This is a genomic window from Campylobacter sp. RM9331, assembly GCF_020137685.1.
Taxonomy (GTDB): Bacteria; Campylobacterota; Campylobacteria; order Campylobacterales; family Campylobacteraceae; genus Campylobacter_E.
The window spans coordinates 16,226-31,141 of the sequence record NZ_JACGBA010000004.1 but is presented as its reverse complement, the minus strand read 5'-3'; the positions used below and the strand labels follow the sequence as shown (position 1 = coordinate 31,141).

General features: G+C 28.2%; 11 protein-coding genes. 7 read left to right on the top strand and 4 right to left on the bottom strand.

Features of this window, described 5'->3' with window-relative positions:
- Positions 1–733: 733 nt before the first annotated feature.
- Both AVBRAN9331_RS02665 and AVBRAN9331_RS02660 read left to right on the top strand, forming a co-directional pair.
- Entirely contained in the window at positions 734–3,037 is a 2,304-nt protein-coding gene (locus tag AVBRAN9331_RS02665; RefSeq protein WP_336612345.1) for an autotransporter outer membrane beta-barrel domain-containing protein, read from the top strand.
- Between the two features lie 153 nt (positions 3,038–3,190).
- Positions 3,191–3,352 (top strand): hypothetical protein, encoded by a 162-nt coding sequence (locus AVBRAN9331_RS02660; protein WP_336607900.1) that lies wholly within the window; start codon positions 3,191–3,193, stop codon positions 3,350–3,352.
- A 32-nt stretch (positions 3,353–3,384) separates the two neighbouring features.
- Here the strand turns inward: AVBRAN9331_RS02660 and AVBRAN9331_RS02655 are convergent, their stop codons facing one another.
- Together AVBRAN9331_RS02655 and rpe are read right to left on the bottom strand one after the other, a co-directional pair.
- Entirely contained in the window at positions 3,385–4,158 is a 774-nt protein-coding gene (locus tag AVBRAN9331_RS02655; RefSeq protein WP_214119567.1) for a 3'-5' exonuclease, read from the bottom strand.
- Positions 4,158–4,805, bottom strand: a complete 648-nt coding sequence (rpe, locus tag AVBRAN9331_RS02650; RefSeq protein WP_214117019.1) for a ribulose-phosphate 3-epimerase — start codon at positions 4,803–4,805, stop codon at positions 4,158–4,160. Before rpe ends, AVBRAN9331_RS02655 begins: the two co-directional genes overlap by 1 nt.
- Before the next feature lie 118 nt (positions 4,806–4,923).
- On the opposite strand from rpe, the gene rpmB reads away from it, so the two are divergent.
- The 4 genes from rpmB (at position 4,924) to AVBRAN9331_RS02630 (ending at position 7,659) form a co-directional block, all read left to right on the top strand.
- Positions 4,924–5,118, top strand: a complete 195-nt coding sequence (gene rpmB / locus AVBRAN9331_RS02645; RefSeq protein ID WP_214117022.1) for a 50S ribosomal protein L28 — start codon at positions 4,924–4,926, stop codon at positions 5,116–5,118.
- 18 nt (positions 5,119–5,136) lie between these two features.
- Positions 5,137–6,261 (top strand): potassium channel family protein, encoded by a 1,125-nt coding sequence (locus tag AVBRAN9331_RS02640; RefSeq protein ID WP_214117036.1) that lies wholly within the window; start codon positions 5,137–5,139, stop codon positions 6,259–6,261.
- Positions 6,262–6,336: 75 nt separating this feature from the next.
- Positions 6,337–6,558: a YdcH family protein gene (locus tag AVBRAN9331_RS02635; RefSeq protein WP_214117038.1), complete on the top strand. Its 222-nt coding sequence runs from the start codon at positions 6,337–6,339 to the stop codon at positions 6,556–6,558.
- 15 nt (positions 6,559–6,573) lie between these two features.
- On the top strand, positions 6,574–7,659 hold the full coding sequence (locus AVBRAN9331_RS02630; RefSeq protein ID WP_336612344.1) for a methyl-accepting chemotaxis protein: 1,086 nt from the start codon (positions 6,574–6,576) through the stop codon (positions 7,657–7,659).
- Positions 7,660–8,047: 388 nt separating this feature from the next.
- Here AVBRAN9331_RS02630 and AVBRAN9331_RS02625 read toward each other — a convergent pair whose 3' ends face one another.
- On the bottom strand, positions 8,048–13,123 hold the full coding sequence (locus tag AVBRAN9331_RS02625) for a hypothetical protein (RefSeq protein WP_336612343.1): 5,076 nt from the start codon (positions 13,121–13,123) through the stop codon (positions 8,048–8,050).
- Positions 13,124–13,300: 177 nt separating this feature from the next.
- Here AVBRAN9331_RS02625 and AVBRAN9331_RS02620 point away from each other — a divergent pair, with 177 nt between their 5' ends.
- The gene (locus tag AVBRAN9331_RS02620; protein WP_214119561.1) at positions 13,301–13,951 is read left to right on the top strand and encodes a DNA alkylation repair protein; all 651 of its coding nucleotides are present in this window, start codon (positions 13,301–13,303) and stop codon (positions 13,949–13,951) included.
- On the opposite strand, the gene AVBRAN9331_RS02615 is transcribed toward AVBRAN9331_RS02620, so the two are convergent.
- Positions 13,952–14,884 (bottom strand): Cj0814 family flagellar-dependent secreted protein, encoded by a 933-nt coding sequence (locus AVBRAN9331_RS02615; RefSeq protein ID WP_336612342.1) that lies wholly within the window; start codon positions 14,882–14,884, stop codon positions 13,952–13,954.
- Positions 14,885–14,916: the final 32 nt, after the last annotated feature.

Sequence of the window (14,916 nt, the reverse complement as noted above, 5' to 3'; positions counted from 1 at the left end):
AAAATCATTTATATTTATTAATCTTTAAGTTAGATTTTAAGATAATAGCATTTCAATTTTTTTTAAAGGAATGTTATGAAACAAAATTTTAGTGTAACGGGGGGGGGTATTTAAACTCTCATTAATTGCAAGTCTATGTATCTCTTCAAACTTATTTGGTGCAACAATAAATGTTGTAGATAAAGCTAAGGTAGAAAGCTTTGATTTTAAAACTTTTCCAGATATTCATAAACCATTTAATGATAATTTTGGTCCTTTTGATAATAAAAAACCAGATTATTACAAGACAAATCTTAAAAATATCACAGATATTACAGAAGAAAGTGCTGATAATGTAAATGTATATTTTTCAGAAGGATTAAGTAACAAAAATTTTCCTATAAGTTTTGATAATTCTTTTTGGGACTCAAGAAGTAAAACTATTAGTAATAGTAATAATATTACTATAAAAAATTCTTTAATTAAAAGTTATCTCGAAACTGCAAAATTTAATAATGGAAATAATTTTATAGCTGAAAACAGTTTTGTTGATTCATATATCATAAATTTTAAAAATATAAAAGCTGCAAATTCTTATTTAGACTACATAGAAAATGGGCAAGGAATAAAAATTGATTTAACAAATTCTGCCGTTAATTCTATTTACAAAACTACCGGAACAATTGATGCAAATGGAGGACGCATTAATGGAATATCATATTCTAATGTTAATCTAAATGGGACAAAAGATAATTTGGTAAAAGTAGATAATTTTTATGAAACAACAGGATCAATCAATCACGCTGATGTAACAAATATAGAGTTTGGCAAGGATTTAACAATTACAAATTCTAATATAGGATTAATAAATGTTAGTAAAAATTTAACAATTAAAGATTCTACAATAAAAGAGATAAAATCTACTGGAATTTTAGGAATTACAAATTCAAATATAACTACTTCAATAAATTCTTATGATAAGGTAACATTGACTGATAGTATTGTTGGTGGTAAAGTAAATGGTATAAATTCTATTGGTGAATATAAAGGTAGTCTTGATTCTAAAGGCTCTACATTCAATGATGATATTTATGTTACAAAACTAACCCTAAACACTAGTGAGAGCGGAAAGCAAAGCAAGGTAAAGGCTATTAAGACTATAAGAGCAGGTGCTTATGATATAGATAGGCTTGATACAGGTGATAAATATTATATTGGTGGTAGCATTATAGGTGAAGGAACGATTAAAAATAGCACTATAAATATGCAATTATCAGGTTCTAAAGGCTATACAACTTCAGCATTAATTAACCAAGATAATTTTTACAATGAATTTGCTGATGAAAAAAATGAAAATAGCCTAACTATAGCAAACACAAGTAGTATAAACTTAGATAATGTAATAGCTACAAATAGTGTTAGAGCACATACTTTAGATATAAAAAATTCAAAAGTAGCAAAAAGAGTTCTAGCAAATAGCCTTACTTCAAATAACACAGCTTATTATTTAGGAACAAACAAAGAAAGCTACACAGGTGCAATAATCTCAAGAGAAAACACAAGCGGAGCAAACAATGAATTAGTATTACTTAATGTTATGAGTGGTGATAAGCTTGATACAAGCAAAATCAACGCAAACCTACCTTTAGCAATACTTAAAAAAGGAACAGGAACAGCAGAGCTAAAAACTTTCTTTAAAGATTATAAGATTAGCGATGGAATAAGTGATTATGTGATAAATAATGATTATATTGCTAGTGCAATGCTAGGGGATTATCTAACCTATGCAATCACTACTACAAAAAATGGCAAAGTAAGTGATACAGGACTTAATGCAAATAATATTGCTAGCATTGCAAACGGCGATAAGACAAGTGAGCTAGGTAAATTAGTAAATCAAAGTGCAGGTGATTATAATGGTAATGAAGGCTTAAAAGTTGCATTAGATAATCTAGCTAAACAAACAGTTAGTATAAGCCCTGAAACTCCAGACAATTCTAAACCTGATACAGGTGTAACAAATCCTAATAATAAACCAGACAATTCTAAACCTGATACTGGTGTAACAAATCCTGATACAGGTGTAACAAATCCTGAAAATAAACCAGATAACAAACCTGATACTGGCGTAACAAATCTAATTGATAAAAACCAAATAGCAGATGATTTTATAAAAGATATTAAAATCAACAAAAACGCTAAAGCTCAAGCTCAAGTTATTTCAAATGGAATAAATCTAATCAATACTTTTGCTTGGAATAATATGAATAAAAGATTAGGCGAAATTAGAGGTTTAGATAAGGAATTAGGCGTTTGGGCTAGAGCTTATTATACAAACGCAAGTATAGATGATGTAAAACTTAATTCATTTGAAGTTCAATTTGGAGCTGATAAAGCTAATAATTTTGCAGATGGCAATGTAATTACAGGAATTATGGCTAATATTTCTAATTCTAAATCTAGTGATGTTTTAAAAGGAAATAATTACGGGTTTGGTCTATATACAAGCTATATTTCAAACAATGATTTATATGCTGATTTAGTAATTAAAGCAAATCATTATAATGTTAAATACAATTCAGAGCTTTTAAAAGGTTTAAAAGATAGCAAGACAGGATTTATTGCAAGTTTTGAACTTGGTAAAAGATTTGATTTAAATAGATTTTATGTTGAGCCTAGCATAGAAACTATATTTGATTATACACCTAAAACTAACTTAGAAAATAACGCTATAAGCATTACAAGTAAGGCTAATTCTAATTTACATATAAAACCTGCAGTATTCTCAGGATTTAAAGTAAATGATAATGCTAATATAAGACTAGGTGCTGGTTATATTATAGATGTTAATAAGCCAAGTGATTCTATAATAATCGCAAAATCAAGCAAAGCAAGTGAAACAATAAAAGGTAAAAGAGATAATAAATTTTACTTAAATCTAACAGGTGATTATAAGTTTAATGATAATTTAAGATTAAACTTAGGTTACGAAAGAACTTTCGGAGCTGATTTTAATATTGACAATCAAATTAACGCTGTTGTAAGATATACATTCTAATTACAAAATCTTTAGCCTTAGTGCTAAAGATTTCTTTAAATATTTTTATCAAAAATTACATTGACTTTATATTCTAATTTAATAATAAAAATATGCTATCTTTTAAGTGCTTAATAAAAAGCATAAAAATGTTTAAATATTACAATTATGTAAATATTTTTAAAAGGTCATAAATTAAGCAATCCACAATCAGGCGAAGAACTGCTTTTAAAAATTTATGAAGAAATTAGCGATATTGCAAATATGGATAAAGCACCTTTATTTGAAGGTCGCTACATTAATATGCTTTGCACCCCAAAAAGCACTAAAAAATAATAAAGTGGCTTTTAATAGCCACTTTTAAATTCTTATTTTTTCATCTTAGAGCGTGAATATAAAATCAAATCATTACTTGTTTTAATTTGCGAACCTTTTAAAGAATTAATACAATAATTCAAAATATCAGCACAAGCTTTTGCATCACTTAAAGCCCTATGATGAGTGCTAATTATACCTAATTCATTTTTTAAACTATCAAGACCATATTTATCACATTCAATACAACGCCTTGCTAACATAATCGTGCAAAGCTTTCTATTAATCAATGGAGCATTTAAGTATTCAAGACTTTCTTTTGCGATAAAACCATAATCAAAAGATACATTATGAGCTACAAAAATAGCATTACCTAAAAACAATCTAAAATCAGCTAAAACCCTAGCACTTCTAGGAGCATTTTTTAGCATTTGCGTTGTAATTCCTGTAAGCTCAACTATATTTTCAGGCACTTCGTTTGCATAAATAAAGCTTTCAAATTCATCTAAAATCTCGCCATTTTTTATCTTAACAGCACCAATTTCTATAATTTGCCCGTTACTAATTGAGCCTGTGCTTTCAATATCAACAACACAAAAAATCTCATCTTGAATTAATTTATTTCTTGAGTTTAAAAATACTTCTTGATTTTGTTTGAGCGTAATATCAAGCCCTAGCATTAAAAGAGTTTCATAGGTTATCTCAAAATTTAAGGCATTTTCGTATTGGTTTTTTAAATCTTTATAATTAATACTACTTGTAAGTAGCCTTTCTAAAATCTTATCACAATTAGCAATTTGTTTTTTATAAAGCTCGTTATAATCCATCAAAATTCCATTTTTAAAGAATTAATTGCGACCTTGTAATCATTACTACTAAACACATAATTTCCAGCCACAACTATATCAGCCCCTGCTCTTTCAATATCTGCAATATTTAAGCCATTTACTCCGCCATCAACTTCAATGAAGCATTTATAATTATTCTTATCAATCATTTCTCTTAAGGCACTGATTTTTCTAAGAGTGCTTGGTATGAAGCTTTGACCACCAAAACCAGGATTTACACTCATTAAAAGCACCATAGAAACTTCACTTAAAACATATTCAATCTCATTTAAATTCTGGTGTGGATTTAATACTATTGAAGGATTTACGCCATGTTTTTTAATATAATCAATCAATCTTAAAGGATGAGTAGTAGCATCTATATGAAAGCTTAAGAATTTAGGTTTTATATCTAAAAACAAATCAACAAATTTATCAACTTCTCTTACCATCAAATGCACATCTAAAGGAATAGTAGCAACTTTAGCAATAGCTTTTGTAGTGCAAGTTCCAATGCTTAGATTTGGAACATAATGTCCGTCCATTACATCAATATGCAATAAATCAGCACCAGCAGCCTCAACTTTTTTAATATCTTCAGCTAAATTTAAAAAATCAGCAGACAATAAACTAGGAGCAACATACATTTTTTAATCCTTAAAATTATTTTTTATAGAATATCATTAAAACTTAAAAAAAAAATTAAGCTTAAGATGCTATGATTAATACTTTTATTTTTACAAGAACACAAAAAAAGGATTTACGATGTCAAAATTTTGTCAATTAACAGGTAAAGGTCCTATGGTAGGAAATAATGTTAGCCACGCTAACAATAAAACAAAAAGAAGATTTTTACCTAATTTACGCACTATTCGCATTGATTTAGGCGATGGCACAACTAAAAAAATTAGAGTTGCAGCTTCAACATTACGCACACTAAAAAAAAGAAGAGCTAACTAATTTTTATAAAGAATTTTTATGAGCTTTTTTAAAAAGCTAGGCAAATTGCTCGGTTGGGCTGAAAGTGGAAAACCTGAAGTTGATATAAATACCGAGTTTTACGAACAATTAAAACCTTTTCGTCTCCCATTAATAGCAGTTGTTGTAATGATGCTATTTGGGGCGATTGGTTATATGCTTACTAGTAATTTTTCATTACTTGATGGAATTTATCAAGCAGGTATGACTTTTACAACTTTAGGTTATACTGAAGTAGCTACAATCACTCCTGCTGGTAGATTTTTTACGATTTGCTATGTATTATTAGGCTTTGTTACTTTTACTTTTTCAATAGGTATTGTGATTGAAGTTCTAAAAAAAGGCGAATTAACAAGAATTATTAAGGAAAAACGAATGCTATACAAAATAGCAAGATTAAAAAATCATTATGTTATATGTTATCACAACGAATTTACCCAAGAATTAGCAAAACAATTTAAACAAACATATACACCTTTTGTAGTAGTAGATGATATACCAGATTTTGAAAAAATTGCTGAAGCAAATAAATATCCATTCTATATTAAATGCCCACCACATAGTGATTTGGCATTTTTAAAAACACATTTATCAAGTGCGAAAGGAATTATTTCTCTTAGCCCAAATTCTGCTGATAATATAGCAATAATTGCTAGTGCTAGACTATATGAAAAAGATATAAAAAGAATTAGTCCTTATTCTATAATAACGATTTCAAATTCCGAACACGACGCAGCAAGACTTAAAAAACTAGGGGCAAACACGGTTGTATTAGCTACGAAATTAGCAGCTCAAAGACTTAGCGTTGTAAGTGTAAGACCTGAAATGGAAAATCTATTAGAGCAATACTTATACACAAGAGACCAAAGTATTGATATTGAAGAAGTTAAAGTTCCTGATGAAAGTTGGGTTAGATTTAGAAGATTAAAAGATGTAGCTTTTAGACAATTAGCAAATGTTAGCGTAATCGGAATAAAAGATGCAAATAATAATTTTTTACCTATGCCAAAAGGTGATGCAATGATTGGAACGGGGACTAAATTATTGTTAATAGGAACTCCAGAAAGTATTAAAGAAGTTAAAAAAATTATTAAAAATAAGCAAACTCCTGAAAGTTTAAAATAAAATATAAATGTTATCTGTTTGTAATTTATTTTAGTTACCATATTAATACACATTACTAAAAATTAAGGAGAAGTTATGTTACACGAACATAGAGAGTTAATCACGAATTTAAAAGGTAAAGACGCACATTTTGATAAGCTTTTTGAAGCTCATAATGATTTAGACCATAAGATAAAAGATGCTGAAGAAGGTAGAATTCATTTAGATGATTTAGAAATAGCTAGAATGAAAAAGGAAAAATTAAAATTAAAAGATGATTTAAATAATTATTTAAATTCTATTAAAAATAAAGCTTGATGGGGGGGGGTATTTATGTTTTTTAACAAAGATAACACCCTCCAAAATGAATTGCAGGAAAAACTAAATAGAGCAATAGCAGAAAAAGAAAAGTTAGAAGCTGAAATTGCGAAATTAAAAAATGAAATTACTGCAAAGGCAAATAACGAAGAAGAAGATAAAATCAAATTCTCACTATTTGACATTATGGTAAAAGGTATGAAAGAAAGCGTTTCTTTTGTTCAAAAAGATATTGAGGGTGATTTATCAAGAGCTCAAGAAATAGAAACTCTTTCAGCAGATTGTGTAGATATGATAGTAAATCTTAAACAAGTATCTGAAAGTATCATAACATCACTTGAAAAAATCACTGAATCATCAAGTAAATCTCGTGATACTGCACAAAATCTCCATAGAAGCGTTGATGAAATTACAAATGTAATTAATTTAATCAAAGATGTATCAGACCAAACCAATTTGCTAGCTTTAAATGCAGCTATTGAAGCAGCTCGTGCTGGTGAGCATGGTCGTGGTTTTGCTGTGGTTGCTGATGAAGTTAGAAAACTAGCAGAAAAAACCCAAAAAGCAACAGCTGAAGTAGAAATGAATATCAATTTATTAAAACAAAACGCTAATGAAATGTTTACGCAAAGCGAATCGGTAGAGCAAATATCACAAGATTCAAACGCACACATTGGAACATTTTCGGAGCAATTTGATAGATTATCGCATATATCTAAAGATATTAAATTTAATGCGAGTGCTATCAAATACGAAGTATTTACATCTTTAGTAAAACTTGACCATATCTTATTTAAAGCAAATGGATATGCAAATGCACTAAGTGAAAATCCAACAAAATTAAGCGACCATTTTAGTTGCCGTCTTGGTAAATGGTATCAAAATGAAGGTAAAGAAATGTTCGGACATCTTCCTTTATATTCTAAAATTGATACTCCGCATAAAAATGTTCATGAAAGCATTAATCAAGCACTTGGATATATTGCAAACAAACAAACTAATAGCAAAGAAATTATTGAGCTTTATAAAGAAGCAGAAAAATCAAGTCTTGAATTATTTATGATTTTTAGACATTTATTAGGCGAATTTATTAAAAAATAATTCACTAATCTTATTAGGGTTTTAGCCCTAATAAGTCTGTATATTTACAAAATTTATACTTCATCTGATACTAAAATCAACTTTTATTTTTATTTAACAACCCTTTAAAATACTAATATAAAGCTAAAAATAACTTTTATAGTTCTATCTACTCCTAGAAATTATCGGCAAAATATCTTAGTTTAAAATATACATTTTGACATAATTAGCAGAATTTAAAAATTAATTACATAAAAAAATATCCAACCAACAAACTCAAAAATATATTAATTGAAAATATTTTAAAGCAATAAAATCTTTATTAGTTATATCAAATAAAAAAGAAAATAATTGTGATAGTAAAAATAAATTCTAATTCGTAATAACTATTACGAATTAGAATTCTTCATTAGAATTTATAGCTAAAGCCTAAGCTACCTTTTAATTCTTTATCAGAATTTGTGTAAAGATTGCTTCCTAAATTGATATTAAAACTAGCATTAGGGTTGATTTTATAATCTACACCAAAATTTAAATTCACACTTGTATCGCCCTTTTTACCTTCAATGATATTTTCTTTAACTTCATCTATTAACAACATATCAGGCTTTTTAGTTAGTTCTTTGCTAAGTGCAACAGATAAAAATCCATCAAGGCTATCTAACATAGACACTCCACCTTCTAATTTAGCTGATAAAGTATGCTTTAATTGGCTATCCCCACTTATACTAAGACCATTTGTGCTAATTGCAGTCGGCTTATAAGAAGTCAAATCATATCTTAAACTTGGCTCAAAATAATATTTATCCCCAAATCTAACCCCACTTTCAAAACTAGCTGTATAAACATTGTGATTTTTATCAGCTTTAATTCCTAATTTATCTGCCTCATAAGAGCTTGATATATTGTGGTAAAAAGCATTAGCACCTATAAACACTCCATTATTAAATACATTCATAGCATATAAACCAATGCCTTTTGAATCGCTATTAGCATCTACATTTCCTTTAGTTTCAGCCGTTCCAAAACTAGCAGCTACACCTAAAGTTAAATTAGAATTGCTAAGTTCATTTGTCTTATCAGCACCAACATTAAAATTCTTATAACGAATTGAACTATATTCGTATTTGTTATATCCCATTTGATTATCTAGCCAAAATCCATTACCTACTTTTTGATTTTTCACCAATCTTAATCTATTGTTTAATGTATTGTTTTTAGTATTTGCTATGTAATCAGGGCTTGTTAGAATGAAATTAGCCGTCCCAACAGCGTCTTTATCAAAATCTATTAAATCAAACATATCGCCTAAAACAACTTCTAAACTAGAAGTATTAACATTATTGCTATTAGCACCATTTGCTATATTGCCTAAATCTTGACCCGAAATAACACTATCAACATTACTCTCATCTATTAAATCATCGCCTTTAATACCAATGCTCCAAATAGCATTTCCTTTAGCATTAGGATTAAAATGCGTAAATCTATCGGCTAATTCATAATTTGCCACTTTTGTTTGATAAGTTACTTTAAAAAAGTCCTTGCTAATTCCTGATTGAGAATTTGCATCACTTCTTTGTGAATTAGTAGTGTTATTAACTATTGCTATAGGGATAAAACCTTCTTTATCTTTTAGCATAGTAAGGTTTGTATTAGCAAGTTGTATTGTATTGTTAGCACCACTTATAGCTTCTCTTACTATTATAGCTCCACTATAAATATCGTGGAATGAAGTATCAATTCCACCACCATAAATATAAAACTTAGAATTATTAGCTACTAAAGTATTTACTGCTACTTGACCTTTTATATGAGTATTTGTTGTATCTAGCTTATCAACCCTTACGCCGCCATTTAATTCTGATTGTTTTGTAGTGTAAGTTCCGCTATCTTTTTGTATATTAGCATCATATACATTACTTGAGCTATCATCTTTGCCTAAAAGCTTAGAATTAATAGTAGAGTTTGCAATATTTACTAAATTAGAATTGATATTTGATGAGTTGATAGTAGAGTTTGTAATGCGTGCGGAATTTGATTTGATATTTTCTGCTGTAACATTTAAATCTTTTATATTTAAATTCTTAGTAATATCAACTTGATTTGCCGTAATTACATTACCTTTTTCCATAGATTTACTTGTATCAAGGCTAAAGATTGCATCAGTAGCACTAACTTTACCACTGAACTGATTTCCTTGATTAGCATATAAAGTTTTACCTACATTTAAATCTTTTTCAAATGTTGTATTATCTACGCTTACATCATTTGTGGTAGTTGTTATTCCACCAAATTTACCCCCACTACCTTTAATATCACTCAATTCAACATCGTTTGTATAAACTACTTTATTACTAATTAAGTCCCCATTACCTGTGATTTTTGATGAAATCGTCCCATCAACTATCTCAATAATACCTTCATTTTTAATATCGCCTGTGATTTGAGATTTGCCATTAAGTGCTAGGTAAGTAGTATCATCAAGTAATGTTAAATTATTTGCCGAACTTCCCTCATCAAGAGTAATTTTTGCATTATTTTTTAAAGTCAAATCATTAAAATAACTAGCTTTAATATCTGACTTACAATTTGTATTATCCTTGCAATCAATTGTAGTAGCTCCATTAAATTTTGTATTAAGTGCATTAAGATTGCTTACTACAACTTCGCCATTAAATATAGATTTACTCGTATTAATAGTGTTAGCATTAACTTTTGAATCTTTAGAGAATGTAGTGTCTAAAACTGCTTCAATTGTATTGGCATTAACTATAGAATTAAATTTAGAATTATTAGACTTTAAAGTATCTTTTACATTAACTTCTTTATTAAATACTGATTTTTCTGAAGTTATATTATTTGCCGATACAAAACCATTAAAAGTTGAGCCGCCATTTGCAATTATGCTATTAGTTGCAGTGGTTGTGCCGTTAAATACTGAACCGCTATTTGCCGTGATAAAATCTGATTTTATATCTTTTTCAAATGTAGCCTTATCATTTGCTGTTAGTTTGTGTGCTGTAAATGTATCGCTTATGGTTGCATTTGTAACGCTTAATTCATTAAACTTACTATTATTAAGACTTGAAGTGCAATCAGTATTTTTACAATTAATATCCACTAAACCTTGAAAATTAGTGCTATTAGCCGTTAATTTCTCTACATTTACTTTAGATGTAGCACTAAAAACACTATTAGCATCAGTAGTTAAACTAGAAGTATTTACTAAAGCTTTAAAGGTTGAGCCTGTAGAGTTTATAGAATTACTTGCATTTACACTACCGCTAAAAATTGAATTAGTAGAAGTGATAGTATTTGCTGTAACATTTGCAAAGCTTGAATTATTTTTAGCTGTTAGAGTAGCTGTATCAATTGCATTAGCAAATGTTGAACTATCAGCTGTAATTGAATTATTCTTAACTATGCTTCCATTGAATGTAGAACCTACTGCATTAATATCTGTTGCATTGACTATGCTTGTAGTATCAAATATAGAGCCTTTTTGAGCGTCTAAGAATGCAGTTTTTACTTCTTTTTCAAATGTAGCACCATTTGAAGTAATTTTGTTAGTTGCATTTACATTTCCTACAAATTTTGAGCCACTATTAGCAGTTATGCTATCGGTTGCAGTGGTTGTGCCGTTAAATACTGAACCACTATTTGCAGTAATTGTATTTGCACTTACATTTTTTGCGAATGTTGTATCACTTGAAGTAATTGAATTACTTGCTGTTATAGTGTTATTAAATATAGAATTTTTAGAACTTTCTAAATCTTTTGTATTTACCAACCCATCAAATGTAGCACCATTTGAAGTAATTTTGTTAGTTGCTGTAGTAGTTCCTACAAATTTTGAGCCACTATTAGCAGTTATGCTATCGGTTGCAGTGGTTGTGCCGTTAAATACTGAACCACTATTTGCAGTAATTGTATTTGCACTTACATTTTTTGCGAATGTTGTATCACTTGAAGTAATTGAATTACTTGCTGTTATAGTGTTATTAAATATAGAATTTTTAGAACTTTCTAAATCTTTTGCTGTAACTTCTCCATTAAATATAGCACCACTTGAAGTAATTTTGTTAGTTGCATTTACATTCCCTACAAATTTTGAGCCACTATTAGCAGTTATGCTGTCATTAGCCTTTGTATTCCCATTAAATATAGAACCATTTTCAGCAATAATAGTGCCTGAAGTTATACTGCCGTTTAAATTCGCACCATTTGTTGCCTTTAACTCATTAGTTACATTAATATCTGCACCTATTGTAGAAGTTCCTATTTCTGCATTAGTTGCTGTAAGTTTGTTTGTATTATCTATTTTAGAATTTTTTATATCTAATTTTGTTTTTGCATTAATATTTGCATTATTTGAAGTTGTAATATTATTAAGAGTAACATTTTGAGCTATTATATTGTTATCTTTATTTAATCCGCTATTTTCAATATTTACTTTATCTAAAGTAACATTTGCAAGATTGGTAGCTCCCGTTGCCCCACCTATACTAACATCTTTGAATATTCCACCAATAATTGTTAAAGAACCATTTTTATCGCTTTTACTATTAGCATTTATAGATTGATTAGTAAGATTTGTATCGGTAATTATAACATTTGCACCATCTTTTATAACAATCTTATGTGAAGTTGGAGTGGAAGTCGTTTTTGATAAATCCATATTATTAATATTAATTTTATTATCCAAAACTATATTACCACTAACATCTATTTTGCTAGTATTATCTAATAATAAATTACTAAATATAACAGTTGTTCCCTCTATATTAACTTTTGATATATTACCTTGCAAATTACTAGAAGAATCTCCTATAGTAATACCACTACCCTCAGATTTTAATGTAACATTTGAACCATTCGTGCTATTATTTGTAACTTTTTTTATAGTAGAACCACCTTGCCAATTATGAAAAGTAGAAGTTTCATCTATTTTTAATTCACCAACAATAGCATTGCGAAAAGTATTTGTAAAACTAGATTTATTAGATAACTCAAAAACATCAATATCCATTATTCCATTTTTTCTAATAATTGAATTATCTAATGATAAATTACCTATTTTAATCGCTTGTGTCCCATCAACAACATCTATTGTAGAATTATTTTTTAAAATCATATTATTTACTTTAAAAGAGTTGCTGTTAGCTGAACTTAAATTAAATTTTAACTTATCTCCTATAATAGTATCTACATCAGTTTTACTATTTGCACTGCTGCTTTTAAAAGTACTATTAACTAAATCAACTTTTCCAGTAGAAGTTAGACTTCCAGTAATATCAAGAGTTGCTCCATTACCAATAATATCTTGAGTTGTATTGTATGGAGTTTTAACTTCTATAGTTTTACCATCAATATTACAAGGGTTCTTGTCGTTACATACAGTGTTTAATTCTTCAGCGTGTAAATACCCCCCCCCGCTGATTGCTAAACAAGTTAATAAAGATAAACTTAGTTTATTTCTCATAATTATTCCTTGAATTAAAATCTTTTAATATTATCAAAATTTAACTTTAAATCTATGAAAATAATAAAAATTTGTAAATATTTGTTAATTAGTAATTTCTTTTTAAGTTTAGTTTTAGAATTTAAAATATAATCTTTAAATTCCAATTATTTATATTAGCATTTAAAAGGAGCTAGGTTGAAAGAGTATTTAACAAAATTTATTGATAACAATTATAAAGAATTTCATAAAAAATTAGTTTTTAGCAAATATGAAATTTTAGGAGTTCGCTCAAATATATTAAAAGACTACGCAAAAAAACTTCAAAAAGAAAATACCTTTGATGAATTTTTTAATAAGTTTTTAAAAGATGAGAAATTTTATGAATATCTACAAATAATTGCCTATGGGATTAATTATGAAAAAGACTTCTCAAAAGCACTAAAATACACTAAGCTTTATTTAGATTTCGTTGATAATTGGGCTAATTGTGATACTTTAGTGCCTAAAAGCTTTAAAAATCAAGATATAAAAGCTTTTGCAAATGAATTAATTTGCGAAAACCATATATACAAAATTCGTTTTGGGATAATTTGTTATATGAAATTTATCGCTTATAAAGATGGGTTAAAAGCTATATTTAGTATAAAAAGTGATGAATATTATATAAATATGGCTAGAGCTTGGTATTTTCAAGTAGTTTTAGCTAAAGAATTTGAATTAGGCATTTCGTTTTTAAGTTCGCACAAATTAGACGCTAAAACACTTAAAATGACTTTACAAAAATGTAAAGATAGTTACCAAATTAGCCAAGAGAATAAAGCAAAACTAATGCAGATTTTAGTCTAATCAAGCCTTAGTTTTGTCTAAAAACTTAGCCACTTCGGTATTAGTTTTTAGCAATTCATCAATGCCTAAATGCTTAATCTCATCAGCCATTTTTAATAAATCTTTATGCTTTTTAATATCTTTATTTATATTATTGTAATCATCTTGCATAGCTAAAGCATATTTTAAAGCATCTTTGCTTAGCCTTGTTGTCCCGCTATCACTTGCAAATGGATTTATGCTTTGTAAAAATCCTATGAATTTCTTTTCTTTTTCATTATACATAGAAAAATCAGGGCTAAAAGCAAGTTCTTTATCAACGCTAATATTTTTTGGCTCGAAACTAAGCTCTATTACGCTAAAGCCATCTGCTTTTATGCTTTTAGCATATTCTAATTCTTCGTTATTTTTATAAATATTTGTGATTTTATATTTGCTAATATCATTTATATAATCAAAGCTAACCTTGCTGTAACCAAAATCTATGCTAATGCCACTTGGATAATCTTGATTGTTGTGAGTAATGTGCGTAAATAAATCATAATAATGTTTAATAGTATCGGCTAAATCAATATTGCTAAATGTCTTGCCCGAATCTTTCATCACCGAATATACATTCATTTTTTCATTAAATCTAACTATTTCTTTTAGTGTGCTTGAGTGGATTTTAAAATCATCTGGTAACCCTGAAGCCTTGTTAAAATCAGCACCCATAAAGCCATCATTATCTACGCTATAGCCAAACTGAATGCTAGATTTTGCTTTATTTAATTCGTTTTTATAATCAAGCTCATTTTTTATACTATTATTTAAAGTGCTTAGTAAAGTTGGCGTATTATTTGATATAGTTTTTGTCGTAACTTTGGCTAATTCATTTGTAAAAAACTCAGATGATATTTGTTTGCTTTTTTTTATTTTGGTATCATTAAATAATGCAATATTTTCTACTTTCATTAAAACTCCTTTAATTATTTGTTTAATAGCAA

What these genes read in the sequence shown, in the direction of transcription:
- AVBRAN9331_RS02655 (WP_214119567.1), bottom strand. Translation starts at nt 4,158, where the DNA reads ATGGATTATAACGAGCTTTATAAAAAACAAATTGCTAATTGTGATAAG.
- rpe (WP_214117019.1), bottom strand. Translation starts at nt 4,805, where the DNA reads ATGTATGTTGCTCCTAGTTTATTGTCTGCTGATTTTTTAAATTTAGCT.
- rpmB (WP_214117022.1), top strand. Translation starts at nt 4,924, where the DNA reads ATGTCAAAATTTTGTCAATTAACAGGTAAAGGTCCTATGGTAGGAAAT.
- AVBRAN9331_RS02640 (WP_214117036.1), top strand. Translation starts at nt 5,137, where the DNA reads ATGAGCTTTTTTAAAAAGCTAGGCAAATTGCTCGGTTGGGCTGAAAGT.
- AVBRAN9331_RS02635 (WP_214117038.1), top strand. Translation starts at nt 6,337, where the DNA reads ATGTTACACGAACATAGAGAGTTAATCACGAATTTAAAAGGTAAAGAC.
- AVBRAN9331_RS02630 (WP_336612344.1), top strand. Translation starts at nt 6,574, where the DNA reads ATGTTTTTTAACAAAGATAACACCCTCCAAAATGAATTGCAGGAAAAA.
- AVBRAN9331_RS02625 (WP_336612343.1), bottom strand. Translation starts at nt 13,123, where the DNA reads ATGAGAAATAAACTAAGTTTATCTTTATTAACTTGTTTAGCAATCAGC.
- AVBRAN9331_RS02615 (WP_336612342.1), bottom strand. Translation starts at nt 14,884, where the DNA reads ATGAAAGTAGAAAATATTGCATTATTTAATGATACCAAAATAAAAAAA.